17 protein-coding genes are annotated in these 18193 nt (G+C 66.8%); 7 read left to right on the forward strand and 10 right to left on the reverse strand.

What is annotated here, in order from left to right:
- Window positions 1-729, reverse strand: a 729-nt coding sequence (locus ACH0CP_RS08635) for an NAD(P)-dependent oxidoreductase (protein ID WP_406893905.1), incomplete at its 3' end; no start/stop codon positions are given.
- 46 nt (window positions 730-775) lie between these two features.
- Here ACH0CP_RS08635 and ACH0CP_RS08640 point away from each other — a divergent pair.
- Entirely contained in the window at window positions 776-1750 is a 975-nt protein-coding gene (locus ACH0CP_RS08640; protein ID WP_294442031.1) for a M48 family metallopeptidase, read from the forward strand.
- 6 nt (window positions 1751-1756) lie between these two features.
- Here the strand turns inward: ACH0CP_RS08640 and cysS are convergent, their stop codons facing one another.
- Window positions 1757-3190: a cysteine--tRNA ligase gene (gene cysS, locus ACH0CP_RS08645; protein WP_406888516.1), complete on the reverse strand. Its 1434-nt coding sequence runs from the start codon at window positions 3188-3190 to the stop codon at window positions 1757-1759.
- Window positions 3191-3362: 172 nt separating this feature from the next.
- On the opposite strand from cysS, the gene rpsU reads away from it, so the two are divergent.
- Together rpsU and ACH0CP_RS08655 are read left to right on the forward strand one after the other, a co-directional pair.
- Window positions 3363-3569 carry a 30S ribosomal protein S21 gene (rpsU, locus tag ACH0CP_RS08650; protein ID WP_022686405.1) on the forward strand — a complete coding sequence of 69 codons (207 nt, stop codon included), beginning with the start codon at window positions 3363-3365 and terminating at the stop codon, window positions 3567-3569.
- Between the two features lie 87 nt (window positions 3570-3656).
- The gene (locus ACH0CP_RS08655) at window positions 3657-4214 is read left to right on the forward strand and encodes an FKBP-type peptidyl-prolyl cis-trans isomerase (protein ID WP_294442033.1); all 558 of its coding nucleotides are present in this window, start codon (window positions 3657-3659) and stop codon (window positions 4212-4214) included.
- Window positions 4215-4526: 312 nt separating this feature from the next.
- On the opposite strand, the gene ACH0CP_RS08660 is transcribed toward ACH0CP_RS08655, so the two are convergent.
- A complete protein-coding gene (locus tag ACH0CP_RS08660) occupies window positions 4527-5165 on the reverse strand; it encodes an NAD(P)H-dependent oxidoreductase (protein WP_406875671.1) in 639 nt (212 codons plus the stop codon).
- Between the two features lie 98 nt (window positions 5166-5263).
- Entirely contained in the window at window positions 5264-7687 is a 2424-nt protein-coding gene (locus ACH0CP_RS08665) for a phosphoketolase (RefSeq protein WP_294442035.1), read from the reverse strand.
- A gap of 143 nt (window positions 7688-7830) precedes the next feature.
- Between ACH0CP_RS08665 and ACH0CP_RS08670 the strand changes: the two genes are divergently transcribed.
- From ACH0CP_RS08670 to ACH0CP_RS08680, 3 genes are all read left to right on the forward strand, one after another.
- The gene (locus ACH0CP_RS08670; RefSeq protein ID WP_294442036.1) at window positions 7831-8475 is read left to right on the forward strand and encodes a flavin reductase family protein; all 645 of its coding nucleotides are present in this window, start codon (window positions 7831-7833) and stop codon (window positions 8473-8475) included.
- Between the two features lie 26 nt (window positions 8476-8501).
- Window positions 8502-9380, forward strand: a complete 879-nt coding sequence (locus ACH0CP_RS08675) for a LysR family transcriptional regulator (protein ID WP_294442101.1) — start codon at window positions 8502-8504, stop codon at window positions 9378-9380.
- A gap of 101 nt (window positions 9381-9481) precedes the next feature.
- Entirely contained in the window at window positions 9482-10726 is a 1245-nt protein-coding gene (locus ACH0CP_RS08680) for an acyl-CoA dehydrogenase family protein (protein WP_294442037.1), read from the forward strand.
- A 98-nt stretch (window positions 10727-10824) separates the two neighbouring features.
- Here the strand turns inward: ACH0CP_RS08680 and gyrB are convergent, their stop codons facing one another.
- From gyrB to ACH0CP_RS08710, 6 genes are all read right to left on the reverse strand, one after another.
- Complete coding sequence (gene gyrB / locus ACH0CP_RS08685; protein WP_294442038.1) at window positions 10825-13332, reverse strand: DNA topoisomerase (ATP-hydrolyzing) subunit B; 2508 nt, start codon at window positions 13330-13332, stop codon at window positions 10825-10827.
- Window positions 13333-13442: 110 nt separating this feature from the next.
- A complete protein-coding gene (locus tag ACH0CP_RS08690) occupies window positions 13443-14705 on the reverse strand; it encodes an MFS transporter (RefSeq protein ID WP_406888515.1) in 1263 nt (420 codons plus the stop codon).
- 66 nt (window positions 14706-14771) lie between these two features.
- A complete protein-coding gene (recF, locus tag ACH0CP_RS08695) occupies window positions 14772-15815 on the reverse strand; it encodes a DNA replication/repair protein RecF (RefSeq protein ID WP_294442040.1) in 1044 nt (347 codons plus the stop codon).
- 127 nt (window positions 15816-15942) lie between these two features.
- A complete protein-coding gene (locus ACH0CP_RS08700) occupies window positions 15943-16998 on the reverse strand; it encodes a ribonucleotide-diphosphate reductase subunit beta (protein ID WP_406888513.1) in 1056 nt (351 codons plus the stop codon).
- 65 nt (window positions 16999-17063) lie between these two features.
- Window positions 17064-17264: a hypothetical protein gene (locus ACH0CP_RS08705; RefSeq protein ID WP_294442042.1), complete on the reverse strand. Its 201-nt coding sequence runs from the start codon at window positions 17262-17264 to the stop codon at window positions 17064-17066.
- Window positions 17261-17539, reverse strand: a complete 279-nt coding sequence (locus tag ACH0CP_RS08710; RefSeq protein ID WP_294442043.1) for a hypothetical protein — start codon at window positions 17537-17539, stop codon at window positions 17261-17263. Before ACH0CP_RS08710 ends, ACH0CP_RS08705 begins: the two co-directional genes overlap by 4 nt.
- 131 nt (window positions 17540-17670) lie before the next feature.
- Between ACH0CP_RS08710 and ACH0CP_RS08715 the strand changes: the two genes are divergently transcribed.
- On the forward strand, window positions 17671-17943 hold the full coding sequence (locus ACH0CP_RS08715; RefSeq protein WP_294442044.1) for a DUF2171 domain-containing protein: 273 nt from the start codon (window positions 17671-17673) through the stop codon (window positions 17941-17943).
- Window positions 17944-18193: the final 250 nt, after the last annotated feature.

Genomic DNA, 18193 nt, shown 5'->3' on the forward strand with positions numbered 1-18193 from the left:
GCCGATCGTGCCGCCATGAAGCGCGGCGAGCAGCGCGTCGTCGTCGATCATGTCGCCGCGGGCGATATTGATCAGCCATGCGCTGCTCTTCATCGCCTCGAGTTCCGAGACTCCGATCATCGCCTTGGTTTCACCCGTTGAGGGGGCGGCAAGGATCACCCAGTCGAACTGGTCGATCCGCTGCCGCCAGGCGTCCGGCGTCAGCGTGCCGCCGCTTCCGGAGCGGGTGACACCCGTCACCTCGACACCGAACGCTTGCAGCCGCTCGGCGATCAGCTTGCCGATCGCGCCAAGGCCGATCACGATCGCCTTCGAGTCCTGAAGTTCGATCTTTCCGGGCGCATCCGATGGCCATTCCGCGCGATCATGGGCCCGGATCACCTCGTCGAAGCGTTTCGCGGCGGCCAGCACGCCCATCACGGCATATTCTGCGACGGCGATGGCGTTGATGCCGACGCCGTTGGTCAGGATCGTGCCCTTCTCGCGCAACACGTCGAGCGGGAAGGCGTCCAGCCCGGCGTAGATCGTCGACACCCATTTCAGCTGCGGCCCTGAGGCGCGAAAGGCCTCATCCATCAGCCGCGCCGGCTGCATGTCGATCCACGCGATGTCTGCGTCGACCACAGCCTCCTTCGCCTCAGCAGCTTTCGCCCACCAGGTAACCTCGAGGTCTTGTGGCAGGTTCGGTTCGAGAAGTGGGCGGGCAAGTGCGGGGAGAACGGCCTTCATGCAGGAGGTGATAGCGCGTCGGTTCCGCCTCGCCTACGGTGTTTGGGTGACTATCATCCTTGCCATTGCAATGACCGCCGCCGCGGGGGCAGCGGCGCCGGCCACAGACGGCCTCAGCGCCAATGATCTCCAGACCCTGCGTGCTATCGACCTTCGCCTGGCGACGATCGCGCACCGGCTGGTCACGGCGAATGCGCCGCTCTGCCGCGAACTCACGCCCGCTACCGGGGTCGTCCTGCACGCGGTGAACCAATATGATGCAGCGACCACTGGCACGGCGCGGGAGGTATTTGGCTTCGCCACCCCCGTGGCGGTCGAGGCGGTGGTTCCCTCGTCCGCGGCCGCGCGGGCTGGGCTTCGCCACAATGACGGCGTCGCGGCGGTTGGCGGCACCATGCTGTCGGCTGAGGCGGCCGCGCCCTCCAGTGCGGATCGGGACAAGACGCTTGATGTGCTCGAGCGGCAGGGGACGCCTGTCGCGGTGACGATCGAGCGTGAGGGCAAGCGGCAGGATGTGTCGATCGCTGCGCCGATGGGATGCCGTGCCAGGTTCGAGGTGTTGCTGGGGCCGCAGATGACGGCGCAGGCGGATGCCAGGATCGTGCAGATCGGCGTGCGCTTCTTCGAGCGATATCGCGACGAAGAGACGGCGGTGATCGTGGCGCATGAACTGGCGCACATCATCCTGCGCCACCGGGACCGGCTGGAGGCGGCCGGGGTGAAGGGCGGGCTGCTCGGCGAGATCGGCCGCAATGCGCGGCTGGGGCAGCAGACCGAACTGGAGGCGGACGAGCTTGGCGTCGTGCTGCTGCGGAACGCGGGCTACGATCCGAACTCCGCCGCGCGCTTCTGGGAAGCGCATGGCGGGGACATCGACGGCGGCGTCTTCCGCAGCCGCACGCACCCGGCGACCGCCAAGCGGATCGCCACCATGCGCGCAACCGCAGCGGCGATCCCGTCCACGCCCGGCCCCTACACCCCGCCGATCCTGGCGGCGCGGGACCAGGCGCTCGGCAAGTAGCGCCGGTCAGCCGGCCGGGAGCGCCGGTCGCCAGTCCCAGCCGAGCGGATCGCCGTCCATCACCTCGACGCCCGCGGCGGCGAGCTCGTCGCGGATCGCGTCCGAGGCAGCGAAATCCTTCGCGGCACGCGCGGCGCGGCGTTCCTCGAGCCGTGCCTCGATTGCCTCGGCGTCGATCGTCGCGGAGGCGGGGCGCACCCGGAGATCGGCGCGGGTGAGGCGATCAAGCGGCAAGCCGAGAACCGCCGCAAAATCCGCCAGTGCGGCGATCCGGTCGGCGGGCGCGACCTTCTTGTCCGCGACCAGCGAATCGAGGACGGGCAGAGCCTTTGCCGTGTTGAGATCGTCCGACACGGCAGCATCGAGCTGGTCACGATAAGCGGCAGCCGAGCCCTTGGAAGGCTCATCGCTGCGGGCGCGCAGCGCCTCGATGTTCTGCACCAGTCGCTTCAGGCGCACCTGCGCGGCGACGAGGTTGTCCCAGGTGAACTCAAGCTCGCTGCGATAATGCGCCTGAAGGCACAACATCCGATACGACAGCGGGTGGAAACCGCGATCGACCAGCGCCCGCAGCGTCAGGAATTCGCCGGAAGATTTGCTCATCTTTCCGCCGCGTTCGATCAGGAAGTTGTTGTGCATCCAGAAGTTCGCGCCGCTGTCCGCGCAGTCGCAATGCGCCTGGTTCTGCGCGATCTCGTTGGGATGATGAATCTCCCGGTGATCGATCCCGCCGGTGTGGATATCGAATCGCTCGCCGAGATACTTCTGGCTCATCACCGAGCATTCGAGGTGCCAGCCCGGCGCGCCGCGGCCCCAGGGCGAATCCCATTCCATCTGCCGGTTCTCGCCCGGCGGCGAGGTGCGCCAGATCGCGAAATCCTGCGCGTGCCGCTTCCCTTCGACCGGATCGATCCGGCTTTCGCCGATATCGTCGGCGGAGCGTGCCAGCCGGCCGTAATCGGGGACGGTGGAGACGTCGAAATAGAGGCCGGTCTCCAGCCGGTAGCAATGCTTCGCCTCGATGGCCTTGGCGAATTCGATCATGCCGTCGACATGATCCGTCGCGAGGGGCATGTGGGTGGGGGTGCGGATGTTGAGATCGTTGAGATTCTGCTTGAACGCATCGGTGTAATGCCTTGCGATCGCCCAGATATCCTGGCCCGCCTTCTTGGCGGCGGCCTCCATCTTGTCGTCGCCGGCGTCGGCATCGGAGGTAAGGTGGCCGACATCGGTGATGTTGATCACGTGGTTGAGATCATAGCCCTTCCACGTCAGCACGCGCGCCAGCGTATCCGTGAAGACATAGGCGCGCAGGTTGCCGACGTGGACGTAATTGTAGACAGTGGGCCCGCAGGAATAGACGCGCACGCCAAGCGCCGGATCGAGCGGCGCGAATTCGCGCAGGGAGCGGGACAGGCTGTCGTAAAGCGTGAGCGGCATCATGCGTTCGCCACTAGACGGCCCGCTGGCCGGCGGCAAACGCGGATGACGGGCGTAGGTGCCACTGCGGGTTGCGCGGTCCAACAGCGAGTGGTAGAGGCGAGGGGTTCACGGCGCGGGCCAATGTCCGCGGCCGCCATAGCCGTTTTAGATTTCGGAGAAGTGTCGGTTTATGCAGATCATCGTTCGCGACAATAATGTCGATCAGGCCCTCCGCGCGCTCAAGAAGAAGCTGCAGCGGGAAGGCGTGTATCGCGAGATGAAGCTGCGCCGGCATTACGAGAAGCCGTCGGAAAAGCGCGCTCGCGAGCGTGCGGCCGCCGTTCGCCGCGCTCGCAAGCTCGATCGCAAGCGTGCGGAGCGTGACGGCGCACGGTAAGATCCGCGCCTTCACCTGACCGTTTTTCAAATTCTGTTGGTGCCACCGGATGCGCAGATGCCGCATCCGGCCTGACCGGGGACCGTTATGTCGACCGTTACCGCCGTTCCGATCGCCCCGGTCAAGCGCAGCTATGTCCTTTGGCTGATCGCCGGGATCATCGCTGCCGTGGTGGCCGCCGCGGCGCTGGCGGTGCAGGGGGATGACTTCCTGACCCGCAATGCCCGCACGAAGGGGGTGGTGACCACCGCCTCCGGCCTGCAATATCAGGTGCTGAGCCCTGGTTCGGGCGCGAAGCCGACCGACACCGACGTCGCGCTCGTCAACTATGAGGGCAAGCTCCTCAACGGCACCACGTTCGACAAGTCGCAACAGCCGACGCCGTTCCCGGTGACCGGCGTCGTTCCGGGCTTTTCCGAAGGCCTGAAGCTGATGCCGAAGGGGGCGAAGTATCGCTTCTGGATCAAGCCGGAGCTTGGCTATGGCGCCGAGACGAAGGGGCCGATCCCCGGCAACTCGACGCTGGTGTTCGATGTCGAACTGCTCGATTTCATCCCCGAGGCCGTGCTGCGCCAGATGCAGCAGCAGCAGATGATGGGCGGTGGTATTCCCGGCATGCCCCCGGGCGGCGCCCAGCCCCGCTGATTCCATCGGGACGGACGAGAATTGAACCACCCCGGCCGCAACCGGGGTGGTTTTTTCTTGTCCGGTCGCCGCGATGGCGCGCGTTGATGTTGGCGCGAATGTTGAGGAAGTTGAGGCTCTGGCGCTTTTTTCTCCAACAACCTTCAACATTGGGACCTGCCAAGCAGAGCGTGCCGGGAGCGGGAAACGGCTGACCATGGCCTGATTGTCGCACGGCGGGGGCGCTGTAGGACAGCGAAACGGGTTTTCGGAGCCACAGCGCGGTGCGGGGGGCGAACAACGCCGTCGTCGTCCGCGACAAGGCCAGCACCGTCAGGCCGTCGCCGCAGCCCGTCGGTCCGCCAGTTCCTGCACCACCCTTCGCGCATGCATTTCCACGTCGCCCAGGTGCCGTTGCACGGTGAGCTCGTCGATGTCGGGGGTGATCAGGCCGTAATGGAAATGCCTGGGCGGCAGCATCCGGAAAGCATGGCTGATGTAGCGATCGAAGATCGTTTCCAGCGAGCTCAGCATGCCCTGCACATCGAGCCATACCTCGTTGGCGGCGGAGCTGGTGAAGCTGACCATCTGCTTTCCGGTGAGGACGCCCTGTGCCGTACGATCCTGCACCGCTGCGGGGATGACGCCGCTGCCGAGCACGCGATCGATATAGCCCTTCAGCATCGCCGGCGGCGTGCCGAACCACAAGGGATAGACCATCACGAACACGTCGGCGCCGCGGATGATATCGAGCTCGTCCTGGATGTCTCGGAACTGCTTGAAGGTGGGCCCCGGCTGTTCGAGGTTCCGCAGCACGGGATCAAAGCCCATCGCGTACAGATCGCGCACGAACACCTCGTGCCCTTCGCTCCGCACGGTCCGGCTATAGCGGTCCGCGACGGAGGCGTTGAAGCTGTCCTGCTCCGGATGGCAGAGGATGACTATGTGGCGCGGGCGCGCGGCATCGGACATGGAGATCTCCTTCCGGCACATCCTGCGTCATCCGTAGCGCCGCTGCTGTCCGTATGTTTGCGGATAGCGCCGGCACCAGCCGCGCATGCCGCGAGAATTCAGCCGGCCCAGCGCCAGTCCGCAACCGCCGGCATGTCGACCCCATGCTCCACCACATAGGCCTGGTGGCTGACGAGCTGGGCGGCGAAATGCTGGCGTGCGTGGGCGGCGCGCGGCCCCCAGCCGGTGTGATCGATGGCGGCGATGGCGAGGTGGAAGCGATCCACCTTGTTGCGCACCACCATGTCGAACGGCGTGGTCGTCGAGCCCTCGTCCCGGAAGCCATGAACGTGGAAGTTCAGCGCACTCGACCGGTTGTGGAGCAGCCGGTGGATGAGGTGCGGGAAGCCGTGGAAGGCAAAGACGATGGGCTGGCTGCGGGTGAAGAGCGAATCGAAGCGCTGCTCGTTCAGGCCGTGCGGATGATCGTCGGGATCCTGCAGTGCCATCAGATCGACGACGTTGATGAAGCGCACGCGCATCTCGGGCACCCAGTGGCGCAGGAGGTCCGCCGCGGCCAGCGCCTCCATGGTCGGCACGTCGCCGGCGCAGGCGAGGACCACATCGGGCTCCACGCCGTCGCGGTCATTGCCGGCCCAGTCCCAGATGCCGAGCCCCGCGGCGCAATGCATGTCCGCTTGCTCCGCCGTCAGCCATTGCGGGGCGGGCTGCTTGCCGATGACCACCGCGTTGATTCGATCATAGGTCGACAGGCAGTGATCCATAATCCGCAGCAGGCAATTGGAATCGGGCGGCAGATAGATGCGCGCGACATCCGCCTTCTTGCTGGCGAGGTGATCGATGAAGCCCGGATCCTGGTGGCTGAAACCGTTGTGATCCTGTCGCCAGACGTGGCTCGTGAGGAGATAGTTGAGCGACGCGATCGGCTTGCGCCATTCCAGCTCGCGCGACAGCTTCAGCCACTTGGCATGCTGGTTGACCATCGAATCGACGATCGGCGCGAACGCCTCGTAGCAACTGAACAGGCCATGCCGCCCGGTCAGCAGATACCCCTCCAGCCAGCCCTGGCAGCAATGTTCGGAGAGGATCTCCATCACTCGCCCGTGCCGGGCAAGGTGATCGTCATAGGGCTCGATCCGCTCGGCCCACACTCGGTTGGTGGCGGCGAATACGTCGCCCAGCCGGTTCGACGTCGTCTCGTCCGGCCCGACCAGGCGGAAGGTGCCGGCACCGTCGCGCCGGATGAGCTCGGCGAGGTAGCGGCCGAGCGCGCGGGGCGATTCGGCGGTGGTGGCGCCGGGGGCCGGCACGTCGAGCGCGAAGTGGCGCCAGTCGGGCTTGTGCAGGAACGAGCGGCCCGGATTGGCGATCGGGTTGGCGCTCATTCGCCGCGTGCCTGTGGGGGCGAGTGCCTTCAGCTCGGGCAGCAGGCACCCGCTTTCGTCGAACAGATCGGCGGTGTGATAGCTGCGCATCCAGTCGGCGAGTTGCGCGAGCTGCGCAGGATCGTGCAGCGGATCGGGCAGGGGGACCTGGTGCGCACGCCAGAAGCCTTCGACCTTCAGGCCGTCGAGTGTCTTGGGTCCGGTCCACCCCTTCGGGCTGCGCAGCACGATGAGGGGCCAGCGGGGCACGGCATCACCGCGGCCGGCTCGGGCATCCTCGCGGATCGCGGCGATGCGGTCGAACGCCCGGTCCAGCGCATGCGCCATGCGCGCGTGCATCGGCTCGTGCTCCTCGCCCGAGACGATCAGCGGATCATAGCCAAGGCCCGTGACGAAGGCGTGCAGCTGATCGTCGGGCATGCGGCCGAGGATGGTGGGATTGGCGATCTTGTAGCCGTTCAGGTGAAGGATCGGCAGCACCGCGCCGTCCGACGACGGATTGAGGAAGGTGGTGCCGTGCCACCCAGCGGCGAGCGGCCCGGTCTCCGCCTCGCCGTCCCCCACCACGCAGGCGGCGATCAGATCGGGCTTGTCGAGCACCGCGCCAAAGGCGTGGCTGAGCGCATAGCCAAGCTCTCCACCCTCGTGGATCGATCCGGGAACGTGCGGGCCGGCGTGGCTGGGGATGCCGCCGGGGAAGGAGAATTGGCGGAACAGCCGCGTCATGCCGGCTTCGTCTTCGCCGACCTCCGAGTACGTCTCGGTCCAGGTGCCCTCGAGCCAGCTGTTGGCAACGAGCGCCGGGCCGCCGTGCCCGGGGCCGCAGATGAACAGCACGTCGGCGTCGCGTTGCCGGATCACGCGGTTGAGGTGCGCCCAGATGAAGTTCAGCCCCGGGCTGGTGCCCCAATGGCCGAGCAGGCGCAGCTTGATGTGCTCGGCCGTCAGCGGCTCGCGCAGCATGGCGTTGGCGCGAAGGTAGATCTGGCCGACGGTGAGGTAATTGGCGGCGCGCCAATAGCGTTCGATCGCGTCCCACTCGCCCGGTTTGCGTTCTGGACCGGCGGCGGCATCATCGGATGCCGAAGCGTCGGAGAAGGCGCCACGCTCTTCTGGAGACGGGATGGATCGCGTCATGTCTCTCCCTTCCGCTGCCTTGCTCTACGGGGCGTGGGGGAGGGGGGACATGCGGGATTCTACGCAGGCGCGGCGGGTCAAGTTGAGGTGCGGCGCGCCCGTGGGGCTTCCCTGGCGACGCATTTGGTGAGACGGCGTGGGCCATGAAATTCGTGATGGCCGATCTGCCGCCGCGGCAGCGTTACAAGCTGCTGGTCTCCACCGTCACGCCGCGGCCGATCGCATGGGTGACGACGCGTGGCAGGAACGGCGTGGTGAATGCGGCGCCCTACAGCTTCTTCAACGCTATGGGCGATGATCCGCCGCTGCTGGTGCTGGGGCTGCTCAAGGACGCGAACGGCGCGGACAAGGATACCGCGACGAACATCATCGAGACGGGCGAGTTCGTCGTGAACCTCGTGAGCGAGCAGGACGCCGAGACGATGAACCTCTCGTGCGTCGATGCGCCGCGCGAGGTGAGCGAGATTGATTATGCCGGCATCGCCACCGGGCCGGCGACGCGTGTCGCGCCGCCGCTGATCGCGACCGCGCCGGTGAGCTTCGAATGCGTGGAGCGCGAGGTGCTGGAGATCGGCCCGCGGCAAGTGATCGCGGTCGGCGAGATCCTCGTCACGCACATCCGGGACGAATTCATCGCCGATCCTGCGAAGCTCCACATCGATACCGCCGCGATGCAGCTGATCGGGCGGCTGCACGGGGCGGGCACCTATCTGCGCAACACTGACACCTTCACCATGGCGCGGCCGGCGTTCGATCCCGCGCGGGTTACCCCGGGAGACGCGCGATAAGGCCGATCAACCGCATCGACCTCAATCTGCTCGGCACCTTCGAGGCGATCTATACGCATGGCGGGGTGACGGCGGCGGCGCGGCATCTCCATCTGTCGCAATCGGCGATCAGCCATGCGCTCGCCCGGCTACGCGTCGCGTTCGACGACGAATTGTTCGTGCGAGTGGGCAATGCGATCGTGCCGACGGCGCTGGCGCGATCGATCATCGATCCGGTGCGCGATGCGCTGCAGGGGGTGGAGCAGGCGCTGGTCGCCGCGGCGCGCTTCGATCCGGCGACCTCCACGCGCGCCTTCCGCATCGGGCTGCGCCAGGCGAACGAGGCGCGGGTGTTCGCCGCTATCGTGGCGCATGTCGTGCGCGCGGCGCCGGGCGTGACGCTGGCCAGCGTCAACTTCCGCCGCAGCGACGTGGCGGAGGAACTGGCGCGCGGGGACCTGGATCTGGCGATCGACGTCGCCAGTGACGCGACCATCGGGCTGCGCGCCGTGCCGCTGCAGACCGATACGATGGTGGTCGCCGCACGCCGCGGGCACCCGAACATCGCCGGCACCATCGACCTCGCCGCCTATCTTGCCGCCGATCACGTCCAGGCCTCGCCGCGCCGCTCCGGCCCGGGGCTGGAAGACGAGGGACTGGCGGCGCTGGGCGAGACGCGGCGGGTGGCGATCCGCTGCCAGAACATCTGGTCGGCATGGCAGGTCGTCGCCCAGTCGGACCTGATCCTGACCTTGCTCGGCACCCATGCCGCGACGTTGCTGCCGGTGGCCGACAACCAGATCCTGCCGTTGCCGTTCGCGATCACCCCGCGGCCGCTGCAGTTGCTGTGGCACCCCGCGGCCGAGCGCGATCCGGGCAACATCTGGCTGCGGCAGCTCGTACAGGAGCATATCGCCGCCGCGTGAAGGCCATGCAGGGTGTTCATGCCAGCGATCGTGGATGATCATTACCGCTGATGATGCCGTGGCAGTAGGATCAGGGCTTTCCAGCACCAGAGTGGGGCCCGATGTCCAATATCTTCACGATTCCCGAACTTGACGATCTGCGCATGTCGGAAGGCGCGCGCCCGCTATTCGACGCGGTGAAGGCGTTCATCCGCGACCACGTCGATCCGATCTATCCGGAGTTCGAGCGGCTCGGTGAAGAGCGCGAGGATCGCTGGAGCTTCGCGCCGGGCCAGTTGGAACTGCTGCAGGGCGCCAAGGACAAGGCGAAGGCTGCGGGCCTGTGGAATTTCTTCCTGCCCAACGCGGAGACGGGCGAGGGGCTGTCGAACCTCGATTATGCGTACATCGCCGCTGAACTGGGCAAGTCGCCGCTTGCCTCCGAAGCGCTGAACTGCTCGGCACCCGACACCGGCAACATGGAAGTGCTGGAGCGCGTCGGCACGCCCGAGCAGAAGAAGCAGTGGCTCGAGCCGCTGCTCGCCGGCGAGATCCGCTCGGCTTACGCGATGACCGAGCCCGATGTCGCTTCGTCCGACGCGAAGAACGTGCGCTGCGCCGCGCGGCTCGACGGCGACGAATGGGTCATCAACGGCGAGAAGCACTATATCTCGGGCGCCGGCGATCCTCGCTGCAAGGTGATGATCACCATGGTGCGCACGAATCCCGATGCGCCGTCGTCGCAGCAGCAATCGCAGATCCTGGTGCCGATGGATGCGCCGGGCGTCGAGATCATCGGCGCGATGGAAGTGTTCGGCAAGGATCACGCGCCGCGCGGCCACATGCACCTCAAGTTCAACAACGTGCGCGTCCCGCGTGAGAACATCCTGCTGGGCGAGGGGCGCGGCTTCGAGATCTCGCAGGTCCGTCTCGGCCCGGGGCGTATCCACCATTGCATGCGCACGATCGGCAAGGCGGAAGTCGCGCTGGACCTGATGGTGAAGCGCGGCAGTTCGCGCGAGGCGTTCGGCCGCTCGCTGATCATGCTGGGCAAGAACCTGGAGCTCGTCAGCCGCGCGCGGATCGAGATCGAGGCGATGCGCCTGATGGTGCTGAAGGCCGCCAAGGCGATGGACGTGCTGGGCAACCGCGAGGCGCGCGTCTGGGTCAGCATGGTGAAGGCGATGGTGCCGGAGAAGACCTGCCAGATCATCGACCAGGCGATCCAGATCCACGGCGCCTATGGCATGAGCCAGTTCACCCCGCTGGCCGAGCTGTACGCCGACGTGCGCCACCTCCGCTTCGCCGACGGCCCGGACGAGGTGCACCACATGGTGGTGGGCCGCAACGAGCTGGCGCTGCACTGATCCGCAGCCGGTAAAGAGAAGGGCGCCGGGGGGATCTCCCCGGCGCCCTTTCTTTTTGAGTGGCGGTGGACGGCCGCTCCGGCCGCCGCCCGTGTTGCTCAGACGTCGAGGTTGGCGACGCTCAGCGCATTTTCCTGGATGAACTCGCGGCGCGGCTCGACCACGTCGCCCATCAGGCGGGTGAAGATCTCGTCCGCGACGTCGGCCTGGTCGATCGCGACCTTCAGCATCGAGCGGTTGTTGGGATCGAGCGTCGTTTCCCACAGCTGCTCGGCGTTCATTTCGCCAAGGCCCTTGTAGCGCTGGATCGCGAGACCCTTGCGGCCGGCGGCGAGGATCGCCTCCAGCAGCTGAGACGGGCGAGCGACGAGCGTTTCGCCCTTGCCGATCACCAGCGCCTCATCCGCCTCGCCCTCATCGACGATCGCGCCGTCGAGCGTCGCGTCCGGCGCCGGCTCCTCGGTGCGGTCACCGGCCTTGAGCGAGATGAGCTTGCGCGCGCTGTCGTAGAGGTCCGCATGTTCGGCGGCGAGGCCGTGGAGCTTGCGTGCCTCCGCCGAGGAGACGAACGCCGCCTCGACGATGTGGTGATCGGTCACCCCGCGCCAGAAGCGCTGGAAGTGGAAGCCGCCCTCCGGCGTCATCTGCGCCGTCCAGCGCGCCTCGGGATCGCCCTGATCGAGCCGGCGGGTCACCTGCGCGAGGCGGGTGGCGCGTTCATCCGGCGCGATCTGCGGATCGAGCGCGCCGCCGAGCGCCAGCGTCTCGATGATCACCGGATCGTAGCGGCGCGGCACGTAGCGCATCAGCGTGCGCATGCGGCGGGCGTGATCGACGAGGTTGAACAGCGGCGCACCGGTGCCGACGCCATCGAGCGTCGTCGCCTGCGTCCCGTTGCGGACGAGGTAATCGTCGAGCGCCGCCTCGTCCTTGAGGTACTCCACCGCCTTGCCGCGCGTCGCCTTATAAAGCGGCGGCTGGGCGATATAGAGGTGCCCCGCGCTGATCAGATCGGGCATCTGGCGATAGAAGAACGTCAGCAGCAGCGTGCGGATGTGCGCGCCGTCAACGTCTGCGTCGGTCATGATGACGATCTTGTGGTAGCGCAGCTTCTCGAGGTTGAACTCGTCGCGGCCGATGCCGGTGCCCATCGCCTGGATCAGCGAGATGATCTCCTTCGACGAGAGCATGCGATCCTCGCGCACGCGCTCGACGTTCAGGATCTTGCCGCGGATCGGCAGGATCGCCTGGAACTCGCTGTTGCGCCCCGACTTGGCCGAGCCGCCGGCCGAATCGCCCTCCACGATGAACAGTTCGGACTTGGCCGGATCCTTCTCGCGGCAGTCGTGCAGCTTGCCCGGAAGGCCGCCCATCGATCCCATCACCGTCTTGCGGCTGGCGTCGCGCGCCTTGCGTGCCGCTTCGCGCGCGGCGGCGGCGTCGATCACCTTCTGAATGATCTGGCGCGCGTTCTGGGGATTTTCCTCCAGCCAGTCGGCCATCTTGTCGGCGAGCAGGCTTTCGAGCGGCTGGCGGACCTCGGAGCTGACCAGCTTGTCCTTGGTCTGCGAGGAGAATTTCGGGTCCGGCAGCTTGACCGAGACGATTGCGGTCAGCCCCTCACGCATGTCGTCGCCGGTGAGCGAGATCTTCTCCTTCTTCAGCATCCCCGACTTGTCGGCATAGGCATTGAGCGTGCGCGTCAGTGCCGAGCGGAAGGCGGCGAGGTGGGTGCCGCCGTCACGCTGCGGGATGTTGTTGGTGAAGCACAGGACGTTTTCGTAGTAGGAATCATTCCACTGCAGCGCGACGTCGATACCGATATCGTCACGCTGGCCGGAAATGGCGATCGGCTCCGGGAACAGCGCGGCCTTGGTGCGATCCAGCCACTTCACGAACGCGGCGATGCCGCCCTCGTAATAGAGCTCGACCGTCTTGGGCTCCTCGTGACGTGCGTCGGTGAGGAACAGGCGGACGCCCGAGTTGAGGAAGGCGAGCTCGCGATAGCGATGCTCCAGCTTCTCGAAGTCGAACTCGGTGATCTTGAAGGTGGCGGGCGAGGGGAGGAAGGTGACGCGGGTGCCCTTCTTCCCCTCAGGCGCCTTGCCGACGACCTTCAGCGGAGCGACGGCGTCGCCATGGGTGAAGCGCATGTAATGCTCCTCCCCATCGCGCCAGATGGTGAGATCGAGATATTCGGACAGCGCGTTGACGACCGAGACGCCGACGCCGTGGAGGCCGCCGGAGACCTTGTAGGCATTGTCGTTCGAGGTGTTTTCGAACTTACCGCCGGCGTGCAGCTGGGTCATGATGACCTCGGCCGCCGAGACGCCTTCCTCCGGGTGGATGCCGGTGGGGATGCCGCGGCCGTTATCGGTGACGCTGACCGAGCCGTCGGGGTTCAGCGTGATGTCGATCCGGTCGCAATGGCCGGCCAGCGCCTCGTCGATCGCATTGTCCGAAACCTCGAACACCATGTGGTGGAGGCCCGACCCGTCGTCGGTATCGCCGATGTACATGCCCGGCCGCTTGCGCACCGCGTCCAGGCCCTTCAGCACCTTGATCGAGGAGGCGCCGTAGTCGTTCGAATTCTGCTGATCTGCCATGCCAATCATATAGGCATGGCGGCGCTGCAACGAAAGCAAATTGCAGGCGTGGGTCGCTGTCCTTCCGCCCCTTTGGCGACCGCGCTGGGATCTCGGCCGGAGCCGCCGGTTCAGGCCGGAACGGCGGCGGCCTGAACGTGGGGCAGCGGGCGTTCGCGCAGCGTTGCGAAGATCAGCGCGGTGATCGCCAGCGCGCTCGCCGCCAGGATCAGCGCGGAATCGTACGCGCCGGTCGCATCGTGCAGCCGCCCGAACGCGGTGACGCCGATCGCCGTGCCGAACAGCGAGATCATGACGAGCAGGCCATAGACTTCGCCATAGGCGCGGATGCCGAACAGCCGCGCAGTGAGGAAGGGGAGCAGATCATGCTCCGCGCCGTTCATCAGCCCCGCGAGGAAGACGAGGCCGAGCAGCAGCGGCAGGCCGGGCGCCGGAAGCTGCAGCGCGACGAAGGCGAGGCACGAGATCATCGCGAAAGTCGCCGCGGTGGCCTGCGGCGGGAAGCGATCGACCAGCGCGCCCATCACGAGGCGGCCGAGCACCTGGCTTGCGGCGAAGCTGGTGACGAGCAGCGCTGCCTCCGCCGCGCTCAGCCCGCGATCGATGCCGAGCGGCACCAGCGAGGTGACGAGACCGACGCTAGCGACGTTGATCATCGCCGCTGACAGCCCGAGCCGCCAATAGCGGCTGTCGCGCCGCGTCTCTGCGCCGGTCATGCCCTCGATCGGCACGGTGGCGCCGCGCTGGTGCGGATCGATCGGCGTCGCGCCGCTGGGCGTGCCGCGCAGCAGCAGGAGCACCGCGGGAAGCGCCAGCGCGCCCACGATCACCCCGACCGTCAACACCCCGATGCGCCAGCCGTAAGCCTCGATCACCATGCCGATCAGCGGCGCAAGCGCCAGCGAGGTGATCGAGATGCCCGAGGTGGCGACGCCCAGCGCCATGCCGCGATGCGCCTCGAACCGCTGCGCGATCAGCTTGCCGTAGACGATCGCGCTGGTTCCGGGGACGGCGAGCGCGAGGCCGAAGATCAGCGCCTGATACTGCCACAGGGGCCCGGTCATCGACGCCATGCCAATATAGACACCCGCCAGCAGCAGCATCGCCGCGACGATCATCGCGCGCGCGCCGACCCTGTCGACGAGACGCCCGAGGAACGGAACGGCAAGGCCGCCGAGCAGGCCGAGGCCCGCCGCGGTCGCGATATCGCCGCGGCTCCAGCCGAACTCGGCGACCGGCCCGACGACGAACAGGCTCGACAGGTTCTGGAACAGGCCCGGCCCGAAGCCGATTCCCGTCATCGCCGCCACGACCACCGGCCATCCGCGGCGCCACTCGCCGGCTCTTGCCGGTCCGGTTGAAGCGCTCTCCATGGCGTGATGGTATCGCAGTGACGGCTGGCGTCCAGCCGCGATGTGTGTCGATCGAAGGAAGCGCGCTCAGCCGAGCGCGATGCGAGTCGCGCTTTCGTCGATCGCGGCGAACAGCGCCGGCTCGGTGCCGGTCATCCAGACCTGTGCCTGGCCGGCGAGCCGATCGAACAGGGCGGCGCGGCGAGCGGGATCAAGATGCGCGGCGACCTCGTCGAGCAAGAGGATCGGCGGCTGGTCGCGGCGATCCCCGACCAGGGCGGCATGGGCAAGGACGATGCCGAGCAGCAGCGCCTTCTGCTCGCCGGTAGAGGCCTGGGCGGCGGGAATGTCCTTGTCGAGGTGGCGGACGGTGAGGTCCGCGCGATGCGGGCCGGTGAGCGTGCGGCCGGCCGCCGCGTCGCGCGCCCGGCCCGTGCGCAGCGCGTGGAGCAGCGCGGCCGCGTCCCCCGTCCAGCCATCGAGCGCGAGGCCGGCACGCGGGAAATCGCCGCTCGCGTCCATGGCGAGCCGTTCCGCGACCGCGGCGACCGTTTCGCGCCGTGCCGCGTCGATCGCGGCGCCATGCTGCGCCATCTGCGTCTCAAGCGCGGACAGCCACTCGCGGTCGTGCACCGGTTCCGCAAGCAGCTTGTTTCGCGCGCGCATCGCCGCCTCGTAGCGGGTCGTTTCCTGCGCATGGCCGGGCGAGAGGGCGAGGGTGAGGCGATCGAGGAAGCGCCGCCGCTCGCTGGCGGGCTCGACGAACAGCCGGTCCATCGCCGGCGTCAGCCACAGGACGGAGAGCCACTCGGCCAGCGTATTGGCAGCAGCGGTGGCGCCGTTCACCCGCACCACGCGACGCTCGGGGGCGCTCGCCAGCGTGCCGGTGGCGATCTCGGTAGTGTCGGCCAGCGTCGCCGCGATGCCGAAGCCGCCGGGGCCATCGCGCCGCGCGACCTCGCCAAGCGCCGCCCGCCGCAGCCCGCGGCCGGGCGCGAGCAGGGACACCGCCTCCAGCACGTTCGTCTTGCCCGCGCCATTGGGCCCGGTGAGGATGACGAAGCCGGCGCCCGGCGCCAGCGCCAGGTCTGCGTGGCTGCGCACGTCGGTGAGGACGAGGCGGCGGATCATCGGGAAAGGAGCAGGGCGATCGGCATGGAATGGCCGCGCCCTACGTCATTCCCAGCGCGGCGGAAATCCGTCATCCCCGCGCCGAAGCGACGGGGATGACGGATAAGGGCAGTCGCGAACGGCGGGATTACTCCGCGGCGACGCCGGCGCGCGAGAACATGTCGCCTTCCTCGCCGAGATCCTCGTTCGCCGCGGGCACGCCCTTCGCCTTCTGGCGCTTGTCGAACGCGTCCCACACGTCGTTCCACTGGCCCTTGGTGGCTGCCTTGGAATATTCCGTCGCGCGGGTTTCGAAGAAGTTCGCATGCTCCACGCCGTTGAGCAGCGGGGTGAGCCACGGAATGGGATGCTCGTCGATCATGTAGATCGGCTTTAGCCCCAGCTGCCCCAGCCGCCAGTCGGCGATGTAGCGGATGTACTTCTTGATGTCCTTTGGGGTCATGCCGTTCACCGGGCCCATCTCGAACGCGAGATCGATGAACGCATCCTCCAGCCGGATCGTCGTCTGGCACTGATCGGCGATATCGTCCTTCACTGCCTTGGTCAGGCAGTTGCGCTCCTTCACGAAGGCGTGGAACAGCTTGATTATGCCTTCGCAGTGGAGGCTTTCGTCGCGCACCGACCAGCTGACGATCTGCCCCATGCCCTTCATCTTGTTGAAGCGCGGGAAGTTCATCAGCATCGCGAAGCTGGCGAACAGCTGCACGCCTTCGGTGAAGCCGCCGAACATCGCCAGCGTGCGCGCGATATCCTCGTCGTTATCGACGCCGAACTGCTGAAGGTAGTCGTGCTTGTCCTTCAGCTCGGCATATTCGAGGAAGGCGCCATATTCGCTTTCCGGCATGCCGATCGTGTCGAGCAGGTGGCTGTACGCCGCGATGTGCACCGTCTCCATGTTACTGAACGCGGTCAGCATCATCTTGACCTCGGTCGGCTTGAACACGCGGCCGTACTTTTCGTGGTAGCAATCCTGCACCTCCACGTCCGCCTGGGTGAAGAAGCGGAAGATCTGGGTCAGAAGGTTGCATTCGTGATCGGTGAGCTTCTGCGCCCAGTCACGGCAATCCTCGCCCAGCGGCACTTCCTCGGGCAGCCAGTGGAGCTGCTGCTGGCGCTTCCAGTATTCGAACGCCCAAGGGTATTCGAACGGCTTGTACTGCTTGGAGGCTTGGAGGAGGGGCATGGGTTACTCCGGACGAAAATGGGCGAAATTCAGATAGAAGCGGCGCGTGGCATATAGATGGGGTCTCACCCTTCCATGCTCCACTGCCACATGGCGGTTGCACTCATCGCGAGGACGGCGCCGCCGGCGATGGCCATGATGCCGATCATGCGGAAGGCATAGACCTGGCCCTGGCTGCGCGGCCGGGCAAGCGCGACGAGCAGGCCGATGCCGACCAGCGCGAACACCAGCGCGACCGCATACATGATGACGACCTGCCAGCTCATCGCCGCACCCGGCGCGTGACATAGACGGTGCGGGTGCTGCGCGCGCCGACGCCGAGGAAGACGATGCCGACGAAATAGCCGAAGTCGTACCAGCCGCCGTTGTTAGGCACGGCATAGATGGCGACATCCGGCATGAACAGGCTGAGCACCCAGGCAACCGGGAAGATGAAACCGTGCCACAGCCCCAGCAGGAAACCGGGCGTATCAGGCGTGTGGGCAACCGCGGACGGCACCTGCTTCGCGCAGGCCGCAAGCAGCAGGATGGCACTGACCATGCCAGCCTTCGCCAGCCTCGCCCGACCAGTCCCACGTCCCTGGCAACTATACGACGGTATCACGCCGCCCCTCCCACGCATCCAATTGCGGCATATGTCGTTCTGTTGCCGAACCAACGAGGAGACTTCGCATGGCCGATCACAGCAACATCAAGGAGCATATGGAAGTCATCGGCGCGGACGGTGTCCATGTCGGCACCGTCGACAAGGTCGAAGGCGACCGGATCAAGCTGACGAAGAAGGATTCCGGGGCCCAGATCGAGGGCGCGACCGGGCATAGCGACCATCATCACTACCTGCCGATCGGCCTCGTCGCCGAGGTCGAGGGCGACAAGGTCCGGCTGTCCGCCAATGCCGACGTCGCGATCACCTTCGAGGAAGAAGAAGGCGGCCAGCCGCTCTAAGCTCGTCCGCGATACGGCCGGGACGCGCGACGGTGCGCCCCGGTTGCCGCGTTTGTCATATGCGTCGAGTCGCACGCCGCGTGCCTCAGCGCCGCGCCGAGGCGGAGCGTGCGACGCCGCGGCTGACCCGAGCACTGCCGCTCACGCACGCCTGAATGAGGCGAAGCGACGCCACGCCGCGGCAGTCATATATCGAATACCCATGGCGCATCGTTCGTGACTCGCTTTTGGCCCCCGGCTCGTCGATTCG

This window comes from Sphingomonas sp. 179-I 2A4 NHS (assembly GCF_045369135.1).
Classification (GTDB): Bacteria; Pseudomonadota; Alphaproteobacteria; order Sphingomonadales; family Sphingomonadaceae; genus Sphingomonas.

Excerpts from the sequence above, each read along its gene's own strand:
- cysS (WP_406888516.1), bottom strand. The coding sequence starts at position 3,190 with ATGCCGCTCACGCTTTACGACAGCCTGTCCCGCTCCCTGCGCGAATTC.
- ACH0CP_RS08655 (WP_294442033.1), top strand. The coding sequence starts at position 3,657 with ATGTCGACCGTTACCGCCGTTCCGATCGCCCCGGTCAAGCGCAGCTAT.
- ACH0CP_RS08715 (WP_294442044.1), top strand. The coding sequence starts at position 17,671 with ATGGCCGATCACAGCAACATCAAGGAGCATATGGAAGTCATCGGCGCG.
- gyrB (WP_294442038.1), bottom strand. The coding sequence starts at position 13,332 with ATGGCAGATCAGCAGAATTCGAACGACTACGGCGCCTCCTCGATCAAG.
- ACH0CP_RS08660 (WP_406875671.1), bottom strand. The coding sequence starts at position 5,165 with ATGTCCGATGCCGCGCGCCCGCGCCACATAGTCATCCTCTGCCATCCG.
- ACH0CP_RS08700 (WP_406888513.1), bottom strand. The coding sequence starts at position 16,998 with ATGCCCCTCCTCCAAGCCTCCAAGCAGTACAAGCCGTTCGAATACCCT.
- recF (WP_294442040.1), bottom strand. The coding sequence starts at position 15,815 with ATGATCCGCCGCCTCGTCCTCACCGACGTGCGCAGCCACGCAGACCTG.
- ACH0CP_RS08680 (WP_294442037.1), top strand. The coding sequence starts at position 9,482 with ATGTCCAATATCTTCACGATTCCCGAACTTGACGATCTGCGCATGTCG.
- ACH0CP_RS08710 (WP_294442043.1), bottom strand. The coding sequence starts at position 17,539 with ATGGTCAGTGCCATCCTGCTGCTTGCGGCCTGCGCGAAGCAGGTGCCG.
- ACH0CP_RS08670 (WP_294442036.1), top strand. The coding sequence starts at position 7,831 with ATGAAATTCGTGATGGCCGATCTGCCGCCGCGGCAGCGTTACAAGCTG.
- ACH0CP_RS08705 (WP_294442042.1), bottom strand. The coding sequence starts at position 17,264 with ATGAGCTGGCAGGTCGTCATCATGTATGCGGTCGCGCTGGTGTTCGCG.
- ACH0CP_RS08690 (WP_406888515.1), bottom strand. The coding sequence starts at position 14,705 with ATGGAGAGCGCTTCAACCGGACCGGCAAGAGCCGGCGAGTGGCGCCGC.
- rpsU (WP_022686405.1), top strand. The coding sequence starts at position 3,363 with ATGCAGATCATCGTTCGCGACAATAATGTCGATCAGGCCCTCCGCGCG.
- ACH0CP_RS08665 (WP_294442035.1), bottom strand. The coding sequence starts at position 7,687 with ATGACGCGATCCATCCCGTCTCCAGAAGAGCGTGGCGCCTTCTCCGAC.